General features: G+C 40.5%; 24 protein-coding genes. 18 read left to right on the forward strand and 6 right to left on the reverse strand.

Annotated features, from left to right (window positions below; all coding sequences use genetic code 11):
* Nucleotides 1-22 precede the first annotated feature (22 nt).
* Together AAEZ18_RS00770 and ygfZ are read right to left on the reverse strand one after the other, a co-directional pair.
* Nucleotides 23-508 (reverse strand): FKBP-type peptidyl-prolyl cis-trans isomerase, encoded by a 486-nt coding sequence (locus AAEZ18_RS00770; RefSeq protein ID WP_350593878.1) that lies wholly within the window; start codon nt 506-508, stop codon nt 23-25.
* A 12-nt stretch (nt 509-520) separates the two neighbouring features.
* Nucleotides 521-1,432 (reverse strand): tRNA-modifying protein YgfZ, encoded by a 912-nt coding sequence (ygfZ, locus tag AAEZ18_RS00775; RefSeq protein ID WP_350593877.1) that lies wholly within the window; start codon nt 1,430-1,432, stop codon nt 521-523.
* Nucleotides 1,433-1,596: 164 nt separating this feature from the next.
* Here ygfZ and AAEZ18_RS00780 point away from each other — a divergent pair, with 164 nt between their 5' ends.
* A complete protein-coding gene (locus AAEZ18_RS00780; RefSeq protein ID WP_011327419.1) occupies nt 1,597-1,848 on the forward strand; it encodes an FAD assembly factor SdhE in 252 nt (83 codons plus the stop codon).
* A 40-nt stretch (nt 1,849-1,888) separates the two neighbouring features.
* Nucleotides 1,889-2,257 (forward strand): hypothetical protein, encoded by a 369-nt coding sequence (locus tag AAEZ18_RS00785; RefSeq protein WP_041454661.1) that lies wholly within the window; start codon nt 1,889-1,891, stop codon nt 2,255-2,257.
* On the opposite strand, the gene nadB is transcribed toward AAEZ18_RS00785, so the two are convergent.
* Nucleotides 2,235-3,842 carry an L-aspartate oxidase gene (gene nadB / locus AAEZ18_RS00790; RefSeq protein WP_179807075.1) on the reverse strand — a complete coding sequence of 536 codons (1,608 nt, stop codon included), beginning with the start codon at nt 3,840-3,842 and terminating at the stop codon, nt 2,235-2,237. The two genes, AAEZ18_RS00785 and nadB, sit on opposite strands and share 23 nt — an antisense overlap.
* A 244-nt stretch (nt 3,843-4,086) precedes the next feature.
* On the opposite strand from nadB, the gene rpoE reads away from it, so the two are divergent.
* The 10 genes from rpoE (at nt 4,087) to pdxJ (ending at nt 12,651) form a co-directional block, all read left to right on the forward strand.
* Entirely contained in the window at nt 4,087-4,653 is a 567-nt protein-coding gene (gene rpoE, locus AAEZ18_RS00795) for an RNA polymerase sigma factor RpoE (protein ID WP_350594281.1), read from the forward strand.
* Between the two features lie 16 nt (nt 4,654-4,669).
* A complete protein-coding gene (locus AAEZ18_RS00800; RefSeq protein ID WP_350594279.1) occupies nt 4,670-5,287 on the forward strand; it encodes a sigma-E factor negative regulatory protein in 618 nt (205 codons plus the stop codon).
* Between the two features lie 4 nt (nt 5,288-5,291).
* Nucleotides 5,292-6,245 (forward strand): MucB/RseB C-terminal domain-containing protein, encoded by a 954-nt coding sequence (locus AAEZ18_RS00805; protein ID WP_011327424.1) that lies wholly within the window; start codon nt 5,292-5,294, stop codon nt 6,243-6,245.
* 20 nt (nt 6,246-6,265) lie between these two features.
* Nucleotides 6,266-6,715 (forward strand): SoxR reducing system RseC family protein, encoded by a 450-nt coding sequence (locus tag AAEZ18_RS00810; protein WP_011327425.1) that lies wholly within the window; start codon nt 6,266-6,268, stop codon nt 6,713-6,715.
* Between the two features lie 122 nt (nt 6,716-6,837).
* Nucleotides 6,838-8,628 carry a translation elongation factor 4 gene (gene lepA, locus AAEZ18_RS00815; protein WP_011327426.1) on the forward strand — a complete coding sequence of 597 codons (1,791 nt, stop codon included), beginning with the start codon at nt 6,838-6,840 and terminating at the stop codon, nt 8,626-8,628.
* A 16-nt stretch (nt 8,629-8,644) separates the two neighbouring features.
* A complete protein-coding gene (gene lepB, locus AAEZ18_RS00820) occupies nt 8,645-9,580 on the forward strand; it encodes a signal peptidase I (RefSeq protein ID WP_058372740.1) in 936 nt (311 codons plus the stop codon).
* Nucleotides 9,581-9,582: 2 nt separating this feature from the next.
* Nucleotides 9,583-10,260, forward strand: coding sequence for a ribonuclease III (gene rnc, locus AAEZ18_RS00825; protein WP_350594277.1), 678 nt, complete (start codon nt 9,583-9,585; stop codon nt 10,258-10,260).
* Nucleotides 10,250-11,182: a GTPase Era gene (gene era / locus AAEZ18_RS00830; protein WP_011327429.1), complete on the forward strand. Its 933-nt coding sequence runs from the start codon at nt 10,250-10,252 to the stop codon at nt 11,180-11,182. Before rnc ends, era begins: the two co-directional genes overlap by 11 nt.
* Nucleotides 11,183-11,204: 22 nt before the next feature.
* Nucleotides 11,205-11,897 (forward strand): DNA repair protein RecO, encoded by a 693-nt coding sequence (gene recO / locus AAEZ18_RS00835; protein WP_011327430.1) that lies wholly within the window; start codon nt 11,205-11,207, stop codon nt 11,895-11,897.
* 22 nt (nt 11,898-11,919) lie between these two features.
* Nucleotides 11,920-12,651 carry a pyridoxine 5'-phosphate synthase gene (pdxJ, locus tag AAEZ18_RS00840; protein ID WP_011327431.1) on the forward strand — a complete coding sequence of 244 codons (732 nt, stop codon included), beginning with the start codon at nt 11,920-11,922 and terminating at the stop codon, nt 12,649-12,651.
* Between the two features lie 135 nt (nt 12,652-12,786).
* On the opposite strand, the gene AAEZ18_RS00845 is transcribed toward pdxJ, so the two are convergent.
* Both AAEZ18_RS00845 and barA read right to left on the reverse strand, forming a co-directional pair.
* Nucleotides 12,787-13,155, reverse strand: a complete 369-nt coding sequence (locus tag AAEZ18_RS00845) for a VOC family protein (RefSeq protein ID WP_086995046.1) — start codon at nt 13,153-13,155, stop codon at nt 12,787-12,789.
* Between the two features lie 62 nt (nt 13,156-13,217).
* Nucleotides 13,218-15,974: a two-component sensor histidine kinase BarA gene (barA, locus tag AAEZ18_RS00850; protein ID WP_350594274.1), complete on the reverse strand. Its 2,757-nt coding sequence runs from the start codon at nt 15,972-15,974 to the stop codon at nt 13,218-13,220.
* Nucleotides 15,975-16,076: 102 nt separating this feature from the next.
* Here barA and rlmD point away from each other — a divergent pair, with 102 nt between their 5' ends.
* The 5 genes from rlmD to eno all read left to right on the forward strand — a co-directional run bounded on the left by rlmD (nt 16,077) and on the right by eno (nt 23,570).
* Nucleotides 16,077-17,402 carry a 23S rRNA (uracil(1939)-C(5))-methyltransferase RlmD gene (rlmD, locus tag AAEZ18_RS00855; RefSeq protein ID WP_350594272.1) on the forward strand — a complete coding sequence of 442 codons (1,326 nt, stop codon included), beginning with the start codon at nt 16,077-16,079 and terminating at the stop codon, nt 17,400-17,402.
* An 8-nt stretch (nt 17,403-17,410) separates the two neighbouring features.
* Complete coding sequence (gene relA / locus AAEZ18_RS00860) at nt 17,411-19,567, forward strand: GTP diphosphokinase (protein ID WP_192531826.1); 2,157 nt, start codon at nt 17,411-17,413, stop codon at nt 19,565-19,567.
* A gap of 2 nt (nt 19,568-19,569) precedes the next feature.
* On the forward strand, nt 19,570-20,367 hold the full coding sequence (mazG, locus tag AAEZ18_RS00865) for a nucleoside triphosphate pyrophosphohydrolase (RefSeq protein WP_011327436.1): 798 nt from the start codon (nt 19,570-19,572) through the stop codon (nt 20,365-20,367).
* A 160-nt stretch (nt 20,368-20,527) separates the two neighbouring features.
* On the forward strand, nt 20,528-22,162 hold the full coding sequence (gene pyrG / locus AAEZ18_RS00870) for a CTP synthase (protein ID WP_011327437.1): 1,635 nt from the start codon (nt 20,528-20,530) through the stop codon (nt 22,160-22,162).
* 109 nt (nt 22,163-22,271) lie between these two features.
* Nucleotides 22,272-23,570 (forward strand): phosphopyruvate hydratase, encoded by a 1,299-nt coding sequence (eno, locus tag AAEZ18_RS00875; RefSeq protein ID WP_350594269.1) that lies wholly within the window; start codon nt 22,272-22,274, stop codon nt 23,568-23,570.
* A 408-nt stretch (nt 23,571-23,978) separates the two neighbouring features.
* Here eno and mutH read toward each other — a convergent pair whose 3' ends face one another.
* Nucleotides 23,979-24,650, reverse strand: a complete 672-nt coding sequence (gene mutH, locus AAEZ18_RS00880; protein ID WP_350594266.1) for a DNA mismatch repair endonuclease MutH — start codon at nt 24,648-24,650, stop codon at nt 23,979-23,981.
* A gap of 426 nt (nt 24,651-25,076) precedes the next feature.
* On the opposite strand from mutH, the gene rppH reads away from it, so the two are divergent.
* Nucleotides 25,077-25,595 (forward strand): RNA pyrophosphohydrolase, encoded by a 519-nt coding sequence (gene rppH / locus AAEZ18_RS00885; RefSeq protein ID WP_008111786.1) that lies wholly within the window; start codon nt 25,077-25,079, stop codon nt 25,593-25,595.
* Nucleotides 25,596-25,610 lie beyond the last annotated feature (15 nt).

Genomic DNA, 25,610 nt, shown 5'->3' on the forward strand with positions numbered 1-25,610 from the left:
TTTTTTATTTGCTTAGGGCATTTTAGTGGCCGTGACCACAACCGCCTTCACCATGTACATGACCATGGCTTAGTTCTTCTTCGGTTGCATCGCGTACTTCTAAAATTTCTACATTAAAGTTAAGCGTAATACCAGCCAGTGGGTTATTACCATCTACAATAACTTCTTCGTCTTGAATGTCGATGATCATGACTGATTGATCGCCATCATCGGTTGATGCACGAAACTGCATACCCACTTCAATTTCCATGCCTTCAAACATTTCTTTAGGCACAGCTTGCATTAAGTTGTCACTACGTTCGCCGTAACCTTCATCAGGTTCAACTTTTACGCTTAACGTGTCGCCAGCTTGTTTGCCTTGCAGAGCATTTTCTAGGCCTGAAATTAGATAGCCGGTGCCAATAATAAAAATTAGTGGTTCGCCATCGAACGAGTTATCAATGGTATTGCCGTCATTATCTAATACCGAATAATGCATTTTTACCACTTTGTTTGCTGCAACGATCATAGTCAGTCCTATTTATTCATCTTCAAGGGAGTAGGGTAGAGGAAGAATGTTTAGCTCTACCGAAGGAGTGTGTTTTGCACGAAGTACCTGAGTAACATCAGTATCGTTTGGCAACACTACAAGGCCAGTAAGTGTTTTACTTTGTTCATTAAAGCTCTGGCTGATAAGTTTACCAGCGCGGCGCCAGTTTTCGCCTAGTTGTCTTTCTAGATCCAACTCAGTAAGTAACCCATCGCTTTGCCCTGAAACGATATACATAGCACGCTTATTTTTACCTAAGTATTTCATTCGCGCTACGGTTTCTTGCCCTGCGTAACAGCCTTTTTTAAAGCTAATGCCACCTATTGCTTGCAAGTTAACCATTTGCGGCACGTATTCACCAATCGCTTGCTCATTAAGCTGTGGCTCGCCGGCTAAAATAGCAGCTTGTTGCCATAGCATATCGTTTTCAAGCGTTACTACGTTATCAGGCAAGTTAAATTGCTCATCTACCATTAGTAAAAGTCGATTGCCGGTAAGCTTAAGAGCTTTACCATGGCTAAAATCGCATGCAATGTCTTGCGCCGCAAATTCGATATTAAGTTGTGTGAGTAACTCAGTAAAGTCGTCGCTAATTAAACCAATTAATCGCTGTGGTGCTACGTTAATGTCTACTTTAGCAAATACCGCATACTTTTTTAACTCGGCTAAAGAGCACTCCACTTCAGCCTTAGAGCCAATTAAATAGTAATGATCTTGATGAGAAAATAATTTAAACACGCCCCATAACTTACCTTTGGCGCTACAGTGCCCGGCCCAAAGATAATTGTTGTTGGTTAGCTTGTTGATATCCTGAGTGATTTGTCCGTGAAGATAAGATAATTTATCTGCGCCAGAGAAGCTAATAAGCTGATGAGATAAAGCACACGCATGAACAATCGACATAAACACCTTCTTTGACTATTTAATGAGGTAACATAATAACGTAGATACAACCTTGGGTACAGCAGCTAACTCTGTACGGGTTTTTATTATTTTAATAAGTGATTAAGAGCTGCTAAATTAATTGGTATTTGTTAAACTCAGGTCAATTAAATATGAGGTTTAAAATGACTGAAATTCATAGTAAAGCACGTATCCGTTGGGCTTGTCGCCGTGGCATGCTAGAGCTAGATGTATTGTTTATGCCCTTTGTAGAGGATGCTTTTGATTCACTTAGCGTTGAACAGCAAGCTATTTTTCAGCGTTTACTTACCGAAGAAGATCCTGACTTATTTGCTTGGTTTATGGGCCATAAAGAATGTAAAGATGAGCAGCTCAACAGCATGGTGCAACTTATTTTAGACCGAGTTCGTGTATAGGTTTACAGTTACAGCAAACAAAACAGACCATAAACCTATTGTGGTCTTTTTTTGTGTTTTAACATTATTGCTGTGCTTATTTTTAAGTTCACTTGAGGCAATCATTTTTTGCATAGTTGTTAACTTTGTAGCGGCCATACTTGTATGGCTAAAAATGCAGGCAGTACAGCCACTCGAAGGCGTTATTATTTTAGCCCCAAAGCAGTTTAGGTTTGAAAATAGCACACGGTTAATTCAAGGCGAAATAAGTGCTAAAAGCCGCTTAATTGGCAACAGTGTTTGGCTTTATATTAAGGGTTTTAATAACAACTATTGGCTGATTATTACAGCCAATAGTGTTGATGTACAAAGCTATGCGCGCCTAAAACGCGCCACACTTAATGCAATTAACGCTGTGGAGTTAAAATAGTAGGTGTTGGATTAGCGTTTTGCTCTGGGTAGTCAATAGTGTAGTGCAGGCCACGGCTTTCTTTACGCTCAAGTGCACTGCGAATAATTAGTTCGGCAACTTGTACCAAATTACGCAGCTCTAACAAGTTATTACTAACTCTAAAGTTAGCGTAATAGTCATGTATTTCCTGCTGTAACAACTCAACTCTATGTAGTGCACGCTCTAAGCGTTTAGTTGAGCGCACAATACCCACGTAGTCCCACATAAACAACCTTAGTTCATGCCAGTTGTGAGTAATCACTATTTCTTCATCTGAATTAGCTACGCGGCTTTCATCCCAGTGCGGCAGATTAATGGGCTCTGGTGCATGTTCAATTTTGCTTAAAATGTCTTTTGCAGCCGCATGGGCAAACACAATACACTCTAGTAATGAGTTACTCGCCATACGATTAGCACCATGTAAGCCGGTATAAGCAACTTCACCTACTGCATATAAGTTATCTAAATCGGTTTTACCATTAAAGTCAGTCATTACTCCACCACAGGTATAATGCGCTGCAGGTACAACAGGAATAGGATCTTTGGTAATATCGAGCCCGACACTTAGACACTTTGCATATATAGTGGGAAAGTGCTCAATAATAAAATTTTTATCTTTGTGACTAATGTCTAAAAATACGCAATTGGCACCCAAACGTTTCATTTCAAAGTCGATAGCGCGAGCAACAATATCGCGAGGAGCAAGCTCTTCACGCTCATCAAACTCGTGCATAAATCGGCTGCCGTCGGGGCGTCTTAAATAAGCGCCTTCACCACGCATTGCTTCGGTAATTAAAAAGTTTTGTAATTCAGGGTGGTACAAACTGGTTGGATGAAACTGGTTAAATTCCATGTTCGCCACTCTACAACCCGCACGCCATGCCATAGCAATACCATCACCACTGGAGACATCAGGGTTTGAAGTATACAAATACACTTTACTAGCACCACCTGTAGCTAAAGCAACAAATTTAGCCGCAATTGTTTCTACTTTTTTGGCGTTTTTATTCCATACATACATGCCATTTATATGCGAGCTGGCTTTATTGCCGCTTTTATCTGTAATTAAATCAATGGCGTTGTAATGCTCTAACAGGGTGATGTTTTTGTGGGCTTGAACTTGGCTGATTAATGTAGTTTGTACGGCTTTACCAGTAGCGTCGGCGGCGTGTAAAATGCGTCGGTGGCTGTGGCCGCCTTCACGCGTTAAATGAAAACGCTCTTTACCATGGCTATCCAGCTCTATATCAAACGGTACGCCTTGATTAATTAACCATTGCAAACAATCGTGGGCATTACTAGCGGTATAGTGCACTGCTTCTTTGTCGCATAAGCCACCGCCCGCATCGAGCGTGTCTTGCACATGTGATTCTATACTGTCATGTTTCTTATCAAATACCGCGGCTATACCACCTTGGGCATAGAGTGTGGAACCTTCAGTGAGTGCTCCCTTACTGATTACGGTAACGTTACAATAGTTAGCTAAAGATAAGGCAAGTGATAAGCCCGCTGCGCCGCTACCGATAATAGCGACATCTGCAATGTGATGTTTATTTTGGTTCATGTCAGAGGTACTTTGCGGTTACAATGCCCATATAGAGCAATGTTTGTTTTCAATAGTGGTAGTTGTATCATATTTGCCATCATACCAAGTAGTAATTTTGGCTCTAACTACGGTTATTTACGACTATTTAATAAAAAAACAATATAAAGCAGAACTTTTTATTCATGTAAGAGTCAGAGTATCTGTGAACAATGGCGACACTATGAATGATAAGCAAAAATTAGATACAGGAGTACCGGCTCGAATGAGCGAGCAGGATCAAGATTTAGCGCTAGTAAAAAGGGTTCAGCAAGGAGATAAAAACGCCTTCAACCTATTAGTAAAGAAGTATCAAAACAAAATTGCCGGTTTGATCTCACGTTATGTGTCAAATCAGGGTGATATTGCAGATGTAGCACAAGAAGCGTTTATAAAAGCTTATCGTGCGCTTCCTAACTTTAGGGGCGATAGTGCCTTTTATACTTGGTTGTACCGTATTGCAGTAAATTGTGCTAAAAATTATTTAGTAGCTCAGGGGCGTAAACCGCCAGCAAGTGATATAGACGCACAAGATGCTGAGTTTTATGACTGCGCGGACTCAATGCGTTCTAACGCATCTCCTGAAAATTTACTGCTGAGCGAAGAAGTACGCGCTGTTATTTTTAATACGATTGATAGTTTGCCTGAAGATCTTAAAACCGCAATCACCCTCAGAGAAATTGAAGGGATGAGCTATGAAGAAATAGCTGTGGTAATGGATTGCCCAGTCGGGACGGTACGTTCGCGTATATTTCGTGCCCGTGAAGCAATTGATAACAAATTAAACCCATGAATAGGCGAGTCTTAGTATGATAAAAGCACACGTTAACAGGTTAGATGACGAATCGTTATCTGCATTACTTGACGGCGAGCAACAACTAGCAGATGCAAAAATTGCAGAGCAAGACGTTGCTACCTTTGGCCGTTATGCGTTAATTGGTGATGCAATGCGAGCTCAAAAAGATCACAGCGATATTCATATTGATATTAGCAAGCGTGTTGCGTTAGCACTCGAAAGCGAACCAGTATATACAGATTTCAGTCAGTCTAAAGCGCAATCTGCGCCGCAAAGTGATACTATAAACAACAATAAAGTTGTGGCATTTAATTGGCGCAAGCCAGTGGCACAACTTGCGATTGCAGCAAGTGTTGCTATGTTTGCTATTGTAGGCGTAAATATGTTGCCACAGGGCGATGGCGCGCAACAAAGCGAAATTCCATTGCTGCAAACAACACCTTTTACAGGTACTGCATCACCAGTGAGTTATTCATCGGAGCCCGCGCTTAAAAACGCAGAAAATGGTTTGCGTGAATTGCAGCAGCAACGTATTGGCGCACTTGTTTTAGAGCATCAACGCCAAGCTCGTGTTGCACATTCATTAGAGGCTGCGCAAACGGATGCAAAAAAACCAGAGGAAAACAACTAATTAAATGAAAGTAATTACTTTTATTCTGTCGCTGGCAATCAGCTTTAATACCTTTGCCAGCGACACCAATCCTGCCAAAGATTTACTGCTTAAAATGGCTAATGCCGTTCATACCCGTAACTTTGACGCCTCGTTTGTGGTTGTTAAAGGTAAAACCATGGAACCCTACCGTTGGTTACATGCAAAACAAGATGACATTGAGATAGAACACTTAAGTTTACTCAATGGCGCGGGCCTAGAAATGGTACGCGTTGACAACCAAGTTACTTATTTTGAGCCGCAATCAGAGCCTTATTCACTTACAACTGATTCAATTGCAGGGCCAATTCCTGAAGTACTGTTTAAAAACGTTGAGCGTTTAAGTGGCCATTATGACTTTGTACTTGGTGGAAAAGGGCGTATATCAGGACGAGCAGCTCAGTTAGTACGTATAGAATCTAAAGATGAAGACAAATATAACTACTGGATTTGGCTTGATATGGAATCCTCTTTATTACTAAAAGCGGCCTATGTTAATCATCAAGGCGAAGCTTTAGAGCAACTGCAACTTACCCACATAAGTGTTACAGAGCAGCCTGCTAGTATGTTGCTGGAAATACTTAATCGCAACTTTCCAACCCCGTTACCAAATAACTCACTCGAAACATTGGACAGTAATACGGCAAAAACGTGGAAAATAGACTGGTTGCCAGCAGGCTTTGAATTATTAAAATCAGACCGCCATAAATTAGATTTAAATAATGAATTAACCGACTACTATTTATTTTCAGATGGCTTTGTAGAAGTGTCGGTATTTATACAAAGACCTTTGCCGGGTAAGCGCTTAAGTGGCTCACTCACCTCTGGGGCAACCACAGTTTATGTGCACAACGGCGGTAATTTTGATGTTTCGGTGGTGGGTAATATTCCTAGTTTAACGGCCAAAAAAATTGCAGAGTCGGTGACCCGCGCATTATAAACGATTTATAAAGAGTTGTTATGATAGAACAAACCTTAAAAGTTGTGGCCCTTAGTGGCCACATTGCACATTTAGAGGCACAACAAAAACAAGCATGCGAAGGCTGTAATGGTCGTTGTGGATCGCAGGTGTTTAGTAAGTTATTTGGCAGTGCTAAAAAAACCTTTCCCTATAAATTTGACACGCCCGTAGTGGTGGGACAAAAAATCACCTTGTCGCTCGATGACAGCCACGTTGTAAAACACGCCTTTACTGTATATATGTTGCCGCTATTTTTAAGCCTAGGCTTTGCGCTAGTTGCCGCTGAATTACTGTTAGTTACCGAAGGATGGCAAATTTTAGCTGCTGCTTTGGGTGGCGGTATTGGCTTTTTAATGGCTAAAATGTGGGTTAAATCATTCAGGCATGATATCAAAGTGATAAAAATTCATCCAATTAGCCTTCCTTTAACTCAAATAGATGGTGATTGATGCCAATTAAATGTAAAATTGCCCGCTTACGCCACAACAACTTGAAAATATAAAAACAAATATTTTCAAGTTGTTTAGGTATATCTACTTAGTCCATTAAAATAGAGTTTAGAATCCATTTTATGAAGCATATCCGTAATTTTTCGATCATCGCCCACATTGACCATGGTAAATCGACCCTTTCAGATCGTTTGATCCAAGTTTGTGGTGGTTTAACCGACCGTGAAATGCAAAAACAGGTTTTGGATTCAATGGATATTGAGCGCGAACGTGGTATTACCATTAAAGCGCAAAGTGTAACCTTGAATTATAAAGCCAATGACGGCGAGATCTACCAGCTTAACTTTATCGACACCCCAGGGCATGTTGATTTTACTTATGAAGTATCACGCTCATTAGCAGCATGTGAAGGTGCGTTACTCGTTGTAGATGCTGGTCAAGGTGTTGAAGCACAAACACTGGCAAATTGTTACACTGCCATTGAAATGAACTTAGAAGTTATTCCTGTACTTAATAAAATAGATTTACCACAAGCCGATCCGCTTCGTGTGGCTGAAGAAATTGAAGATATTATTGGTATTGATGCCCTAGATGCAGTGCAATGTAGCGCTAAAACTGGCGTTGGTATTGCCGAAGTACTTGAAATGATAGTTAAAGATGTACCGCCACCGGTTGGCGATAAAGATGCTCCTCTTCAAGCACTTATAATTGACTCATGGTTTGACCCATACCAAGGTGTTGTATCATTAGTGCGCATTAAGCACGGTGAACTGCGCGCGGGCGACAAAATTAAAATCATGTCGAACGATCACGTACACACAGCCGATCAGGTAGGTGTATTTACACCAAAGCAAACTAACACAGGTATTTTAAGAACCGGTGAAGTAGGCTTTGTAATTGCTGGTATTAAAGAAATACATGGTGCACCTGTTGGCGATACTATTACTCATCAAAAAAATGCGGCACCATTGCGTTTACCTGGTTTTCAAAAAATAAAACCACAAGTGTATGCAGGTATGTTCCCAATTGCTTCTGATGAATATGAATCGTTTCGTGATGCGCTTAATAAATTAAGCTTAAACGATGCGTCGTTATTTTTTGAACCAGAGAACTCAACAGCACTTGGTTTTGGTTTTCGTTGTGGCTTTTTAGGCATGCTACACATGGAAATTATTCAAGAGCGTTTAGAACGTGAATACGATATTGATTTAATTACCACAGCACCAACCGTAATTTATGAAGTAGTGACTAAAAAAGACGGGACTTTCCAAATTGATAACCCATCTGATTTACCTGCGGTAAACGATATTTTAGAAATTCGTGAACCGATTGTAGAAGCCAATATTTTAGTGCCGCAAGAATACTTAGGTAGTGTTATTACCTTGTGTGTTGATAAGCGTGGCATGCAAACTAAAATGTCATATCATGGTAAGCAAGTTGCGGTAACTTACGAACTTCCTATGGCAGAAGTAGTTATGGACTTTTTTGATAAGTTAAAATCAACAAGTCGTGGCTTTGCATCGCTTGATTACAACTTTAAGCATTTCCAAACATCAGATATGGTACGTGTTGATATTTTGATCAACTCAGAGCGCGTCGACGCGCTGGCGATCATTGCTCACCGCGATAGTGCGCAATCACGTGGTCGCCAATTAGCCGATGCACTAAAAGAGCTAATTCCACGTCAAATGTTTGATATTGCGATTCAAGCAGCTATTGGCGGACATGTTATTGCCCGTACTACGATAAAACAGATGCGTAAAAACGTAATTGCTAAGTGTTACGGCGGTGACGTGAGTCGTAAGAAAAAGCTACTTAAAAAGCAAAAAGATGGTAAAAAACGCATGAAGCAAGTAGGTAACGTTGAAGTGCCTCAAGAAGCGTTTTTAGCTATTTTAAAAGTTGGTAAATAAAAACAAAGGATTATAAATGGCTGGCTATTTTTCAGTTTTATTGGTGCTATTAACCTTAGGCTCAGGTCTAATATGGTTAATAGACCACTTAATGTTTGCGCCGAAACGAAATGCGCATTTGGCTATGGCAGAGGCTTCTGCTGGTGGTAAATTAGATGAAGAAACTGCCGCATTAATTGCACCAGAGCCTATGCTTACTGAAACAGCAAAGTCGATTTTTCCGATGATTGCTGCTATCACTATATTTAGATCGTTTATGTTTGAACCGTTTCAAATACCTTCAGGTTCAATGATGCCTACTTTATTAGTAGGAGATTTTATTTTAGTGCAAAAGTATTCGTACGGAATTAAAGACCCTGTATGGCGCAGCCAATTAGTTGATGTAGGTGAGCCTGAGCGTGGTGATATTATTGTTTTTAAATACCCGCTAGACGAAAAGGTCGATTTTATTAAACGCACAATAGGCTTGCCTGGCGATAAAATTGTTTATCGTGATAAGCGTTTATATATTCAACCAAATTGTAAAGCTGGTGAAACCCAGCAGGGTGAGCTGCTTTGTAATGAATTTAATAAAATTGATTTTAAATTAATTAATGATGACGAATTTAAGCAAGGCTCAATGGCATTAGCGCGTTTAAATGAAAACTTAACTACGTTAAGCCATGATATTTTAATTAACCCTCAGGCGCCTGAACGTAAAGGGCGTTATTATCAGCAACCAGGTACACCTACCGATGAATGGGTTGTTCCTGCTGATCATTATTTTATGATGGGTGATAATCGCGATAACAGCCAAGATAGTCGCTTTTGGGGTTTTGTGCCAAAAGAAAACTTGGTGGGTAAAGCTGTCTTTATATGGATGAGTTTTGAATTTGATAATGGCCCAGATGACATTTTACCAGGATGGGTTCCAACTGGTGTTCGTTTTGAACGCCTAGGTAATATTCAATAGCAATGAAAAAAAATGTAACAGAACTATACAAAACAATAGACTACATATTTGCAGATCAAGGCTTGCTTGAGCAAGCAATGACGCATCGTAGTCATAAAGGTCAGCATAACGAGCGACTTGAATTTTTAGGCGATTCAATTTTAAGCTTTGTGATTGCAAATGCGCTGTATGCTAAATTTCCTAAAGCGCGTGAAGGCGATTTAAGCCGTATGCGCTCTACCTTAGTGCGTGGTCAAACATTGGCTGAATTTGGCTTAGAGTTTGGCTTAGGGGATTATTTACGCTTAGGTCCAGGCGAGCTAAAAAGTGGCGGCTTTCGTCGCGAGTCAACACTTGGCGATGCCGTAGAGGCGATTATTGGCGCTGTGTTTTTAGATTCGGATATTGAACGCTGTGGCGAATTAATTTTATCTTGGTATGAAGAGCGTTTAAATGCTATTTCACCAGGGCTTAATCAAAAAGATCCTAAGACCCTGCTGCAAGAGCATTTGCAAGCTCGTAAACTATCGTTACCGGGCTATACAGTTGTTGATACAAAAGGCCAGGCACACAATCAAACATTCACGGTTGAATGTATTGTTGATGGCATGGATAGCATTATTTCTGTTGGTAGCTCGCGTCGTAAAGCCGAACAAAAAGCTGCTGAAAAAGCATTGAAGATACTTAAAAATGAACCTTGATACCTTAATACAACCACACGATGGCGATATAGATACGTTTTGCGGCATGATCGCAATAGTAGGGCGCCCTAACGTAGGTAAATCTACTTTACTTAATAAAATTATTGAGCAAAAGGTTAGTATTACCTCACGTAAGCCACAAACCACACGCCACCGTATTATGGGTATTCATACCGAAGGTAAGCATCAAGCTGTTTACGTTGATACACCTGGCCTACACGTTGAAGAAAAACGTGCTATTAACCGCTTAATGAACCGCGCAGCATCAAGTTCAATTGGTGATGTAGAGCTTATTATATTTGTAGTTGAAGGCACCCACTGGAATGCCGATGACGACATGGTACTTAATAAAGTATCGCAAAGTGGTAAGCCGGTATTATTGGTGATCAATAAAATAGATTTAGTAAAAGATCGCGACCTAGTACTGCCTCATATGAAGTGGTTAGGCGACAAGTTTGACTTTATTGGTATTATGCCAGTGTCGGCTGAGCAAGGTAAAAATATCGACTTGATCAAAGCTGAAGTAACTAAACGCCTTCAGCCAAGTGAATTTTATTTTCCAGAAGACTACGTAACCGACCGTTCAATGCGCTTTATGGCAGCAGAAACCATTCGTGAAAAGCTAATGCGTTTTATGGGCGAGGAGCTACCGTATTCTGTTACTGTTGAAATAGAGCAGTTTAAATGGCAAGAAAACGGTATTTGGCATATCAATGGTTTAATACTCGTTGAGCGCGAAACACAAAAGCGTATGGTGATTGGTAATAAAGGCGAAAAGCTAAAAACCATTGGTCGCGAAGCACGTAAAGATCTTGAAGAAATGCTCGATAATAAAGTGTTTTTAGAGCTTTGGGTTAAAGTTAAATCGGGTTGGGCTGATGACGAGCGCGCATTAAGAAGCCTAGGTTATGGTGAAGACTAATAATCTGCTAGCAGTTTAAATTATGGATAGCGATTTCTACAGAGCGTATTTATTACATCGGCGTCCTTATAGTGACTCCCAAGTAATGCTTGATATGCTAGTAGAAGGCGTTGGCCAACTTAGAATGCTAGCCCGTATTAGTGGCCGCCAGGCCACTAAACATAAAGCGCAATTACAACCTTTCCAAGCCTTGTTGGTACATTACAACGGCAAGTACGATTTAAAATACATCAACAAATTTGAACTGCACGGAACGCCACTTTTTTTAAAAGGTGATGAGCTTTATTGCGGCTTTTATTTAAATGAATTAACTAATCGAATTGTGCCAATTAATGAACCGATTGATCAGGTTTTTCAGCTTTATAATACGCACTTAAAAAACCTTAATAGCGGTGCTAATTTACAAGCAGTACTGCGTTCTTACGAATTTCAACTATTAGAACTATTAGGTTATGGCGTCGATTTTAGTTTTGACGCCAGCGGTGAACCCATAGATGAAAAGCGAACGTATAGCTATTTTGCAGAAGTTGGCTTTTTAGTACAAGACGATCCGCGCTCTGGATTTAGCGGTTTGCAACTTAATGCCATAGCTAATCATGACTTTAGCCAAGCAGATGTGCTATATATGGCAAAGCAATTAAGCCGCTACTTATTAAAGCCACTACTTGGTAATAAACCATTAAAAAGTCGTGAGTTATTTGCGGCCTCTCAATAAACGTAATTTTACAGGTAAAATAATGAAAGATATTCTTTTGGGTGTAAACGTTGATCATATTGCAACACTTCGCCAAGCACGTGGCACTAGCTACCCTGATCCAGCACATGCAGCAAGTGTAGCTGAGCATGCAGGAGCCGACGGTATCACTATTCATTTACGTGAAGATCGCCGTCATATTCAAGACCGTGACGTGTATGTAATGGCTAAAACCATACAAACACGCATGAACCTTGAAACAGCCGTAACCGATGAAATGATCAATATTGCACTTGAGGTAAAACCTGAGTACGTATGCCTAGTGCCAGAAAAACGCGAAGAGCTAACCACCGAAGGCGGACTTGATGTGGCGGGTAATCTTGAAAAAATTACCGCAGCAACAAAAACCTTGAGCGACGCAGGTATTAAAGTTTCGTTATTTATTGATGCCGATAAAGCGCAGCTAGATGCAGCTAAAGCAACAGGCGCTCCGTATGTTGAAATTCATACCGGTGCTTATGCAGATGCTACAACCGATGAGGCAATAAGCAAAGAGCTTGAACATATTCGCCAAGGCGTTAAATACGCAGCCAGTATTGGCTTAATTGTCAATGCGGGCCATGGTTTGCATTACCATAATGTAAAACCAATTGCCGCAATGGAAGAAATTTATGAGCTTAATATTGGTCACGCCATTATTGCTCGTGCCGCCATTGATGGGCTAGATAAAGCCGTACGCGATATGAAACGCTTAATGCTTGAAGCGCGTGCCTAAAGCCTCGCTTTAAATAAGCTACTTGAAGCTTCTTGCCACTTAGTAATATTAGGTGCATGGAGCTTTTAATTTTGAGCCCGGCTGTTATGCAAGTTAGCAACTAGCTTGGGTGAGTACAATTAAAGCCACTAAAAGTTAAGAATACACTGCCAAAATAGCGCCACTTGGATCGCGAATAATAAAATAGCTTTCGCCACCATATTCAGTCGGCCCTTTAATAATTTCACCTCCTAACTCCAGCGTTTTTTGTGCGCTAAGCTGAGCATTTTCTACGCGAACATACATTAACCACTGTGCTGGTAAATCGGCGTTATCGCCCTTAGCATGGCAAATGCCTGCTATTGTCCCTTGTGCGTTATTCATATTAAAATCATTGTAACTGCCCATATCTACAGGCTCTTTTTGCCAACCAACAACGTGTGCATAAAAGTCGCTGATTTGCTGTGCATCAGCCACAGTAAGATCGCGCCATTCAATACTACCAATTACTTTATTATTGCTCATAAAGTCTCTTCCTGTTTATTGTACTGATGGCGCAATAGCTATCGTATTATAGTTTCGAGCCTTTAATTTTTAGCATCAAGTAGTAAGTTCTCTAGCTCGTCTTGTAGTTCAAATAACTCAGGTTCAATGCTGGCTAATACGCAGTTACTTTTTAACGCGGTTTCGATTGTTTCGGCCAGCGACTTTAATTTAGGAACGCCAGTGTAGCAACACGCACCATGTAACTTATGAATAATGCTAAGTACCTGTTTGCAGTCTTCATCGGCAATAGCTTGTGCTAATAGGCTAAGTGTTTCGGGCACGCTGAGTAATAACATATTGAGCATTTCTAATGCCAGCTCACTTTTACCGCCAGCATGTTGCAGTGCTATGCCCCAATCAAGGCGCACACTCTTAAAAGGGGGCGGGCTTTGTGGCATGTTTTTTAGTTTATCGCGGCTAACCGGTAGTTGTGGGCTGTGATCGCAAATAATTTGATTGAGCATGTCCTCATCAATCGGTTTAGTTAAATAACCTTCAAAACCGTCTTTTAATAACTGCTCTTTTTCGCTATGCAGTGCATGTGCGGTCACTGCAATTATTGGAGTATCTTCGTTTAATGATGATTCTTTAATTAACTTACAGGCAGTAATACCATCCATAATTGGCATTTGTATGTCCATAAATATTACGTCGTACTTGTGGCTTTTACTCAAACTGTAAGCTTGCGAGCCATTGTGCGCAGTGTCTATTAGCTCAACCTGCTCATTAAGTAAGGTATAAATTAATTTTAAGTTAGCGTCATTATCGTCAACTACTAATACTTTTAACGGCAAGAGTGTTTGCTCATTTTGCTCAATGTTGTGCACGGGATGATCTAATCGATACGGCGCGGCAAGTAGTTCACACAATTTACGATGGTTAAGTGGTTTACTTAAGCAGGCATCAGCGCCACTGCCAATAAAGGCTTCACGCATACTATGTGATACCGTGTTGAGCATTAAATATAAATAGTCGGTTGATTCACGCACCGCTTTTACATGAGCCTTTAAACGCTGCATATCGTTAACCGAGGCCATATCACCAATGATACAAATATCATATTGCTGCTCTTTATTGTCGATTGCAGCTAAAAATTCTGCATCGCTAAAGCAGCCGGTTACACTTATTTGCCATTCGTTAAGCAAAGATAAAACAGCATGATGGGTGTGCTCGTGTGGCTCTAAATATAAAACATGCTTACCGAGCAAAGATTTAGTTGGTAAGTCACTGGCAAACACATGATTAGGCAGTCTAAATACGCCATTAAAGGTAAAGCAGGTGCCATTACCAGGGGCTGAGTTAAGTGTAATTTTACCACTCATAGCCTCTACAATATGCTTGGTGATAATTAGCCCCAAGCCAGTGCCACCAAATTTACGGGTAATACTTGAATCGGCTTGGCCAAAGGCGGTAAATAATGCATCTTGCTTATCAACAGGAATACCTACGCCTGTATCGGCCACTGAAACTAAAATTGAGGTGCGCTCTTCATCGAGTAGTCTATGGCTAATGTCGACTTTTATAGCGCCTTTTTCGGTAAACTTAATTGCGTTACTTAATAAATTAATTAAAACTTGTTTTAATCGCGTAGGATCACCGGTTAGGTGATCGGGCACTTGCGGGCTAATATAAATAGACAGCTCAAGCTGCTTATCATGGGCGCTTGGGGCTAACAGCGTCATTACTTCGTTAACGGTATCGCGCAACTGAAACTGAATAGACTCAAGTTCCATAGCGCCCGCTTCTAATTTTGAAAAGTCTAATATATCGCTAATAATGGTCATTAAACTATTAGCCGACAGTTCAATGGTATCTAAGTAATCTTTTTGGTTTTTATTTAATGGCGTTTTATGCAGCTGACGCGTAAAACCAATCACGCCATTTAAAGGGGTGCGTAGCTCATGACTCATTTTTGCCAAAAAGTCAGATTTAACTCGGTTGGCATCTTGAGCTTCTTTTTTTGCCATAGTGAGCTGAATATTTTGCGTTTCGTACTGCTCTAATGTTTCGCGGTAATCACTGGTGGCTTGATCAATGTTTTTTTGCATTTCATCTTTTTGCATCACCATAGAGTAAGAAATAGTATTTAACCCTTCGCGGAGCAACTCAAACTCACCAACCATAGATTCGTTTAAACCAGTTTCTCTTTTACCTTCCACGAGCCTATCGGTTGCCAGTACTAATTTATTAAGAGGGCTCATAAACATATGGCTAAGTTTAAGTGCTAAAATAGCGGCCAAGACCAAGGCTAGTATAATAACAATACCACTGACCAGTAAGGCCCTTTGCTGACCAATAACTGCTTGATCTCTATTTAACTGTAATACTACAGTTCCTAGTGAGGTTTGAAATATCGATTTATCCCATTTTGTATCAGGACTTGTGTGATTAATAATGGGTGTAAAAAAGGTAATTAAATCATCTGTTTTATGAACTTGAGTGGCATTAAGATTATTTAGTTGCTCGTTGTTGAGCAAGTCATCAAACGAGCGATGATAGTTACTGGTTATTATTAGCTTATTATTGTCGTCAAATAATGCAATCGCTTTTACTACTGGGGAGTGCTTATTGTGGGTATAGCTAATGACACGATTTAGTAGTTGTTTGTTTTTTTCAAGTAATGGCTGCTCAAGCGCAATAGCAAGGGGCTCTGAAATAGTCGTCCCTTGTTGATATAAAATTTCATCAAGCTCAATGTAACGATTTATTGTAAAATAACCACCGAGTAACAATCCAATGATCACCGTGGGGATCAGAGTGAGTGTTAAAACAGAATCGCGTAAGCCTAATTTAGTCATATTGGGAGCGTTATTATTGTTATTAGCATGCTCAGAGTATATACGGATAATGAGGTATTCTGCAATTGGAGTCGATTCATCAAATGTTTAAGGTAATGCCTAATGGCGCAAATATTTAAAGCAACAAAAAAACCGCTAAAACAACAGTCTTTAGTGCTCGATATCACCGCCATGGATCACCATGGTCGCGGCATAGCTAAACATAATAATAAAGTGTGCTTTGTAAGTAATGCTTTGCCAAACGAGCAAGTAAAAGCCACCATTATCGCCGACAAAGCGCGTTATAGCGAAGCGCAAACGCATAAAGTATTACAGGCGAGTGAATATCGCGTAGCGCCGTTTTGTGAGCATTATAATCAATGTGGTGGTTGTCAGTTGCAGCATTTAGATAGCAGCCAACAGGTAGTCGAAAAGCAAATAGCAGTGAGCAAATTATTTGAAAAGTTTGCCAAGCTTGATGAATTAAACTGGCAAGCACCCTTATTAAGTAAAGCCACTCATTACCGACGAAGTGCTCGTTTAGCGGTAATGTTTGATAAAAAAGCAAAAAAAATGCATGTAGGCTATAGAGCAAGTGGCTCTAAAAGTATTATTAGTATTAATGAGTGCCCAGTACTAAGTGAAGTATTTGCAAATGTATTTACTGTATTTGATAACTTAATTAATCAACACAAGGCATTGCACAGTGTATCTCACTTGCAATTGTGCCGAGGCGATGAGCAAAACTTTGTTATTATTCGCCACACAAAACCTATTTCAGAGGATATAAAAGCACTGGTAGCACAAAGTGCCGCTGAGCAACAATGGCAATTAGTGTGGCAAAGCGAAAGTGAAGTGATTGAACACTCACATTTAGCCATGCCATTTTATGCACTTGAAGAGTTAGGGTTAAAGTTTGAATTTGGCTTAAATAACTTTATCCAAGTTAATGCTAGCGTTAATCAAGCAATGCTTAAACAAGCACAAAATTGGCTGGCACTAAAAGGCGACGAAAACGTATTAGATTTATTTTGTGGTATTGGTAACTTTTCACTAGTGCTGGCAAAACAAGCAAAAACAGTAATTGGTGTAGAAGGGGTTGCTTCAGCGGTTGCAATGGCAACGCAAAATGCGCACACTAACTCAATCACTAATGCTCAATTTAATTGCTTTGATTTAACAAATAAAATTGAAACGGCTTCGTGGTTTAATAAAAATTTAGATGTACTGGTGTTAGACCCCTCACGTACTGGGGCAATAACGGTATTAGAACAACTTCCTTTAAAGCAGTTTAAAACTATTTTATACGTCTCATGCGACCCTGTTACTTTAGCCCGTGACAGCGCTATTATTTCGCAAGCAGGCTTTGAACTGCATAAAATTGGGCTAATGAATATGTTTCCGCACACCGGACATATTGAAACTATGGCGTTATTTCAACGGAGGTAAAGCGCATTATGGTAGCTACACGTCAATCACATCAACAGGATGAAACCGGGGACTTTGCTAGTCGCTTAAAGTTGCTTGCTCTGTCGGCAGAAAAAGTAGAGCTGCTTAATAAAGCACAGGCACTTTGTTTAGCGTGTGACAATACCACCCGACAAAGCACTGCCATTGAAATGGTCGAAATTTTAGCCGAGCTTAATCTTGATGCAGACTCATTAGCTACTGCTTATTTAACGCCGTATTTTATAAATAACTTAGTCACCCTTGAAACTGTTGAAGAGCAGCTAGGTAGCAGTATTGCGGTATTGCTAAACGGGGTCGCACAAATGGCGACTATTAGCACTTTGGCGCATCAAGGAAAAGGCACGGTACAGGTTGATAATATTCGCCGTATGTTACTTGCTATGGTAGAGGATGTGCGCGCGGTTGTTATTAAGTTAGCAGAGCAAGTATGTCATTTACGCAATGTAAAAAATGCCGCAGAAGAAGAGCGCGTTATTGCCGCCAAAGAAACCGCCGACATTTTTGCACCACTGGCAAACCGCTTAGGTATAGGGCAATTAAAGTGGGAGCTTGAAGACTTATCGTTTAGGTATTTACACCCCAATATTTATAAAAACATTGCCAAACAGCTTGATGACAAACGCTTAGCGCGTGAAGCCTACATGGAAGACATGGTAGCGCAAGTTAAAAACCGCTTAAGTGAGGCGGGCATAGAAGCTGAGGTTTACGGGCGACCAAAGCATATTTACAGCATTTATAAAAAAATGGCGCAAAAAAACTACGAGTTTGATCAACTGTTTGATATTCGCGCAATGCGTATTGTAGTGCAGCGCCTGCAAGATTGTTACGGCGCACTGGGCATAGTGCACACTAACTGGCGTCATTTGCATAAAGAGTTTGACGACTACGTAGCCACGCCAAAGCAAAATGGCTATCAGTCTATTCATACCGTGGTATTTGGCCCCGAAGGCAAAACGGTAGAGATTCAAATTCGCACCAGCGATATGCACCAAGATGCCGAGCTGGGTGTTGCTGCGCATTGGATGTATAAAGAAGGCGCATTGCCAGGGCGAGGCTCAGGTTATGAGCAAAAAATTAGCTGGCTGCGTAAATTATTACAATGGCAAGAAGAAGTGGTTGATGGCAGCGACCTAGCACAAGAGCTTAAAAACCAAGTGGTAGAAGACCGCGTATACGTATTTACCCCCCGCGGCGATATTTTTGATTTACCACTGGGAGCAACACCATTAGATTTTGCTTATTATATTCACTCTAATGTGGGGCATCGTTGTATTGGCGCTAAAGTATTTGGCAAAATTGTGCCATTTACCCATCAGTTAAGCACCGGCGATCAGGTAGAAATTCTTACCCAAAAACAGCCAAACCCCAGCCGCGATTGGTTAAACCCGTCATTAGGCTATATAAAATCATCGCGTGCTAGAGCCAAAATACACCATTGGTTTAAACAGCTCGATCGCGACAAAAATCTTAGTGCCGGTAAAGAAATACTTGATAACGAACTGCAAAAGCTCGATTTAAATTATAGAGACTTAGCACCCGCTATTAAGCGTTTTAACTTTAAAGAGCTCGACGATTTAATGGTCGCCATTGGCGCAGGCGATATTCGCCTTAATCAAATGCTTAACTTTGTTACCGATCGCCCCGAAGACGAGCCGGTAATACGCTTTAAAACCCCAACAAAAGTAACCGGTGATAATAACGGTATTGTGGTTGACGGCGTAGGCAGTTTAATGAGTCATGTTGCTAAATGTTGTCGTCCGGTTCCGGGGGATGAAATTATTGGCTATATAACGCAAGGGCGCGGTATTGGTGTACATCGTGATGATTGCGACTCGTTTGATAATTTAAAAACTCAGCACCCAGAGCGGGTTATTTCAGTAAGCTGGTCAGACGATATTCATAACTCCTATGCGCTAAGTATTAGAATAGAAGCCAGCGACCGCTCAGGTTTAATTCGCGACATAAGTGTAGTGTTAGCCAACGAAAAAGTGAATGTGCTAAATATGAATGTAAATACCGTTGATGATAATCAAATTGCTATATTTACTATGCAAATAGAGGTACACGATCTGTCGGGTACTAATAGAGTGCTTTCTAAGTTACACCAAATTGAAGGTGTACACAGTGCAAAGCGAGGGCAATAAATATGGCAGATAACGCCGCGCTTGCGCAACTACTAAATATAATGAAAACGCTAAGAGATCCTGAGCTTGGTTGCCCCTGGGATCGTAAGCAAACTTTTAGCTCAATAGTGCCGCACACTATTGAGGAAGCGTTTGAAGTGGCCGATTGCATTGAATCGGGCAATTTAGGTGAGCTTAAAAATGAACTTGGCGATTTACTCTTTCAAATTGTGTTTTATGCTCAACTTGCAAATGAGCAAAAGCTATTTGATTTTAACGATATAGTGACACAATTAAACGCTAAACTTACGCGCCGCCATCCTCATGTGTTCGACAAGCAAACAGCGCTAAGTGATGATGAACTTGCAGCGCAGTGGCAAGCAATTAAGGCACAAGAGCGCAGCGCCAAAACTGCAAGCGCTACATCTTCGCTATGGCAAGATATTCCCGTTAATATGCCAAGCTTAAGCAAAGCTAAAAAAATTCAGCAGCGGGTAGCAGCTCTTGGTTTTGATTGGCCAAGTTACCATGGTGCATTGGATAAAGTGAGCGAAGAAGTAGACGAAGTAAAAGAAGCACTCGCTCACAATCCGTATTCAGCTCATAGTGCAGAAGAGCTGGGCGATTTACTGTTTGCTACAGTAAACGTTGCGCGCCATATAAAGCGCGACCCAGAGCAATTACTGCGCAGCGCCAGCGACAAGTTTTCAACTCGCTTTGAAAAAGTCCAAGCTTATTTAAATGCCCAAGGTAAATGTTTAGAGTCTGCCACGCTTGATGAGATGGATGCAGCATGGGATGAGATCAAAAAAGTCAAATAGTTTGTAGTAAAATTATGGCTGTTTTTTGTGCTTACAATTTCTAATTTTAGCTGGATTGATTGGCTATGCTTTGGTACAATTTCTCCCCGTCCTGTTTATATTCCAAAATCACTTGTTTGGGTATTATATTCCTTTTAATTCCTGATATTCTAGGGTTCGCATGAGTACAAAATTTATCTTCGTTACCGGCGGGGTTGTTTCTTCGTTGGGTAAAGGTATTGCAGCAGCATCATTGGCAGCTATTTTAGAGGCCCGTGGCTTAAATGTTACTATCTTAAAGCTGGATCCTTACATCAACGTTGATCCAGGCACAATGAGCCCAATTCAACATGGTGAAGTATACGTTACAGAAGACGGCGCAGAGACCGATCTAGACTTAGGTCACTATGAGCGCTTTATTCGCACCAAAATGACAAGTCGCAATAATTTTACACAAGGTCGTGTATACAAAGATGTATTACATCGTGAGCGACGTGGCGAGTACCTTGGAGCAACAATTCAGGTAATTCCACATATTACCAACGATATTAAGCAACGTGTTTATTCTGGCGCTGAAGGTTATGATATAGCACTTGTTGAAATTGGCGGTACAGTGGGTGACATAGAGTCACAACCATTTTTAGAAGCAATTCGTCAAATGGGTACAGAAATAGGCCGTGAGCGTGCGTTATTTATTCACTTAACGCTAGTACCATTTTTAGGCCCTGCAGGCGAAGTGAAAACTAAGCCAACGCAGCACTCGGTTAAAGAACTACGTTCAATTGGTATTCAACCAGATATTCTTATTTGTCGCTCAGATCGTAAGCTGCCAAGTAACGAACGTGCAAAAATTGCATTGTTTACCAACGTAGAAGAAAAAGCGGTTATATCACTACCAGATGTAGACAGTATTTATAAAATTCCTGCGCTATTAAAGTCGCAAGATTTAGATTACTTTGTATGTCGTCGTTTTCATTTAGATGTCCCTGAAGCTGACCTTGTTGAATGGGAACAAGTACTTTATCAAGAGTCTAACCCTACAGGTGAAGTAACTATTGGTATGGTAGGTAAATACATTGAATTACCAGATGCGTATAAATCTGTAAACGAAGCATTGAAACATGCCGGTCTGAAAAATCGTTTAACGGTAAATATTCAATACATTGACTCACAAGACTTAGAAACCAAAGGCGTTGATTCGTTAGCTCATCTAGATGCTATTTTAGTGCCTGGTGGTTTTGGTGGTCGTGGCGTTGAAGGTAAAATATTAGCGGCTAAATACGCGCGTGAAAACAAAGTGCCTTACTTAGGTATTTGTTTAGGTATGCAAGTGGCGTTAATTGAATACGCTCGTAACGTAGCCGGCCTTGTTGATGCAAACTCAACTGAATTTAACGCACAATCTGCAAGCCCTGTAGTTGGCTTAATTACCGAATGGCTAGATGCTGAGGGTAAAGTAGAGCAGCGTGATGAAAAATCAGACTTAGGTGGCACTATGCGTTTAGGCGCACAAAAATGTCATTTAACACCGGGCTCTAAAGTGCATGCAGTATACGGTAGCGATGAAATAGTAGAACGTCATCGTCATCGCTACGAAGTTAATAATAACTTTGTAGAGCAGCTAGAAAAAGCAGGTTTAAGCTTTACTGGTTTATCAGAAGATAAAAAACTAGTAGAAATTATTGAAAACAAAGATCACCCTTGGTTTATTGCAGCGCAATTCCACCCGGAATTCACTTCAACACCACGCGATGGTCACCCGCTATTTGAAGGGTTTGTAGCTGCGGCTCACATCCACCAAAAAGCGTCTTCGTAATATTAATAGGCCGTGCATATTGCACGGCTTATTTGTTTTAAATGCCAACCAAATTAGTTTAAATTAAGTTGGCAGTAATTCACCATTTTGGGAATATAGAGGAATCAAGATGTCAGTAATCGTAAAAGTAATTGGTCGCGAAATTATGGATTCGCGTGGTAACCCAACTGTTGAAGCTGATGTACATTTAGCTGATGGTTCATGGGGCCGTGCTGCGGCGCCGTCTGGCGCATCTACAGGGACTCGCGAAGCATTAGAATTACGCGATGGTGATAAATCTCGTTATTTAGGTAAAGGCGTATTAAAAGCCGTTGGTTTTATTAATAATGAAATCGCAACCGCTTTAGCAGGCCAAAATGCACTTGAGCAAAGCACTGTTGATCAAGTAATGCTAAATTTAGATGGTACCGAAAACAAAGAAAAACTAGGTGCTAACGCAATCTTAGCAGTATCGCTAGCAACGGCTAAAGCTGCTGCACAATCTAAAAAAGTTGAGCTTTATGAACATATCGCTGACTTAAACGGTACTCCGGGTGTTTACTCTATGCCATTGCCAATGATGAACATTATCAACGGCGGCGAACATGCAGATAACTCTGTAGATATTCAAGAGTTTATGATCCAACCAATTGGCGCTAAAAACTTCCGTGAAGCTCTACGCATGGGCGCAGAAATATTTCACAGCCTAGCTAAAGTACTAAAAGCAGACGGTCACTCAACAGCGGTAGGTGACGAAGGTGGTTTTGCACCAAACCTTGCATCTAACGAAGCGGCACTAGCTGCAATTAAAGTAGCTGTTGCAAATGCAGGCTACGAGCTAGGTAAAGACATTACATTAGCGCTTGATTGTGCTGCCTCTGAGTTTTACGACAAAGAAGCAAATATTTACAATCTTAAAGGTGAAGGCAAAAAGTTCACCTCTGAAGAATTTAACTTCTTCTTACAAGATTTAACTCAGCAGTACCCAATCGTGTCTATCGAAGATGGCCTTGATGAGTCTGACTGGGATGGCTTTGCACACCAAACTAAACTAATGGGTGATAAAATCCAATTAGTGGGTGACGATTTATTTGTAACCAATACTAAGATTTTAAAACGTGGTATCGACAACGGTATTGCTAACTCAATCTTAATTAAGTTTAACCAAATTGGTTCTTTAACTGAGACATTAGCTGCAATTAAAATGGCTAAAGATGCTGGTTTTACAGTTGTTATTTCTCATCGCTCAGGCGAAACTGAAGATTCAACCATTGCAGATTTAGCAGTAGGTACAGCCGCAGGTCAAATTAAAACTGGTTCATTAAGCCGCTCTGATCGTGTTGCTAAGTACAACCAATTGCTTCGTATTGAAGAGCAATTAGGCGCTAAAGCACCGTACAACGGTTTAAAAGAAGTTAAAGGTCAGTAATTCTTTAATTAGAATATGATGTTTAAGCTTATAAATCCTCACTTTGGTGGGGATTTTTTTTGCCTAGGTAAAAAAGTAAAACAGTAACCAGAAAATCAGAAGTGAGATAACTGTCAGTAACAGTTTAAATACGATTTTTAGGTGGGGTTTTCTATCTCTTTTTAGTTTAAATATGTTAAAAGTAGTGTGAAAAGACTTTAAGTGAATATATGCACAAAGAGGTTATGAGGCGCTACGCTTTAGAGAAGCTAAAAAGACTAAATAATGTGTCTTGTCACTGCTCATTTACTCTCATTTTTTCTCTTTGTGCAAAAATTTTAAATGATTTACTCACAACGGAGTTTTTCAAGTTAGTTGTCGCCTCAAGTTAAATTTTATGCCGCCCTAATTTACTTCTATTTGTACAAATTAAAGTTGAAACTGCTGTTTTAAAATCTCGCCGGTAAAGCTGGTTTTTAAATAAAAGCCACGGGGCAGGGTTTTAATAATTTTACCATTAGGGCCAATAGCATCGGTTACTATTTTACTGTGCGCGGCTTTAGGGCGAATTTGAATTGCGTCACCTAAATGCCCCGATATTTCATCAATACGCCCTAGCGCAATAAGCTCCATTTGTTCTTCCCAATCGCGTTGCAGTAAAGCGTCTTGCTCAGGTGTGGGTTGCCATAAAAAGCCGCTGCCGATGATCCTATCAAACGGGGCTATGTCGCGCTCGCTGAGTATAGGCAACCAAAGTACATGGTTTAGTTTTTTACGCACGCTGCATGCGTGCCAGGTCATGCCAGTAACGTTAATGAGTGGGGTTACCGACACAAAGGTGGTTTCTAGCGGCTTGCCTTTATAAGAAATTGGCAGTGTTTTTAGCTCAATTCCTAAATCTTCAAAATCGGGCAGTGGTTTTGAGCCAGCAGTTGCGCCTAATACATATTCAATTAATTGCCCCGTCCAGCCTTTTTCACGGAGTAAATCGTCAGGCGTTTTAAAGTTATACTCATTGGCTAATTGGCCAAGGGTAAGCCCAGCAATATTATTAACACGCTGCATTAAGTCATTAATTGAATGTGGTTTTATAGGTCGCATACTGTTTATTTAAGTTGAATAAATACCATCGCCATGATAGCAAATCAGTCCAGCCGTGGATATCTTTGCCTTTGAGTGTTTTTTGTGCACCTTGGGTTTGGTGCAATTTCGCACACTTTAATAAACAGTTAAATAAATATAAGCCCATGAATTATAATGAAATTTAAAAATAAACTGTTCAGTTTTCATTAAGTGACACTAAGGTTGTTTGAATGAGTACACATATATAAACATGTTTATCCACAGAATCTGTGGAGAAATCCAGTTTTGCGATCTTATATTGTGGATTTGTTTGCTAAATGAGCGTGTTTTACAAAAGTTATGCACAAGCTGTGAGTAACCACAGTAAATATTCCAATATTGTTTGCCGTAAAGCAGGTAATGTGGAACAATCATTAAAAATCGACTTACAAATGAGGCACTAAGGTGATTGATGCCGAAGGTTTTCGTGCCAATGTCGGAATTGTAATTTGCAATAACCAAGGACAAGTGTTTTGGGCTAGACGTTATGGTCAACATTCTTGGCAATTTCCCCAAGGCGGTGTTGACGATGGTGAAACGCCAGAACAAACCATGTACCGCGAATTACACGAAGAAGTAGGCTTGCGACCAGAAGATGTAGAGATAGTCGCAAGTTCTAAACATTGGTTACGCTATAAGTTACCCAAACGATTAATACGCCGTGACTCAAGTCCGGTATGTATTGGGCAAAAACAAAAATGGTTTTTACTAAAACTACGCTGTAAAGATGAGGATGTAAATTTACTTAAAACCCACCATCCTGAATTTGATGATTGGCGCTGGGTAAGTTATTGGTATCCGGTAAGGCAGGTGGTGTCGTTTAAACGCGATGTTTATCGGCGTGTAATGAAAGAGTTTGCTCCTTTTGCTATGCCTTTTAATAAACGCGAACAGCAAAAAGATCATTGGCGAAATAAAAGGTAGTAAATTAAAGGAGCA

Source organism: Pseudoalteromonas sp. 19-MNA-CIBAN-0066, from assembly GCF_040308705.1.
Classification (GTDB): Bacteria; Pseudomonadota; Gammaproteobacteria; order Enterobacterales; family Alteromonadaceae; genus Pseudoalteromonas; species Pseudoalteromonas nigrifaciens.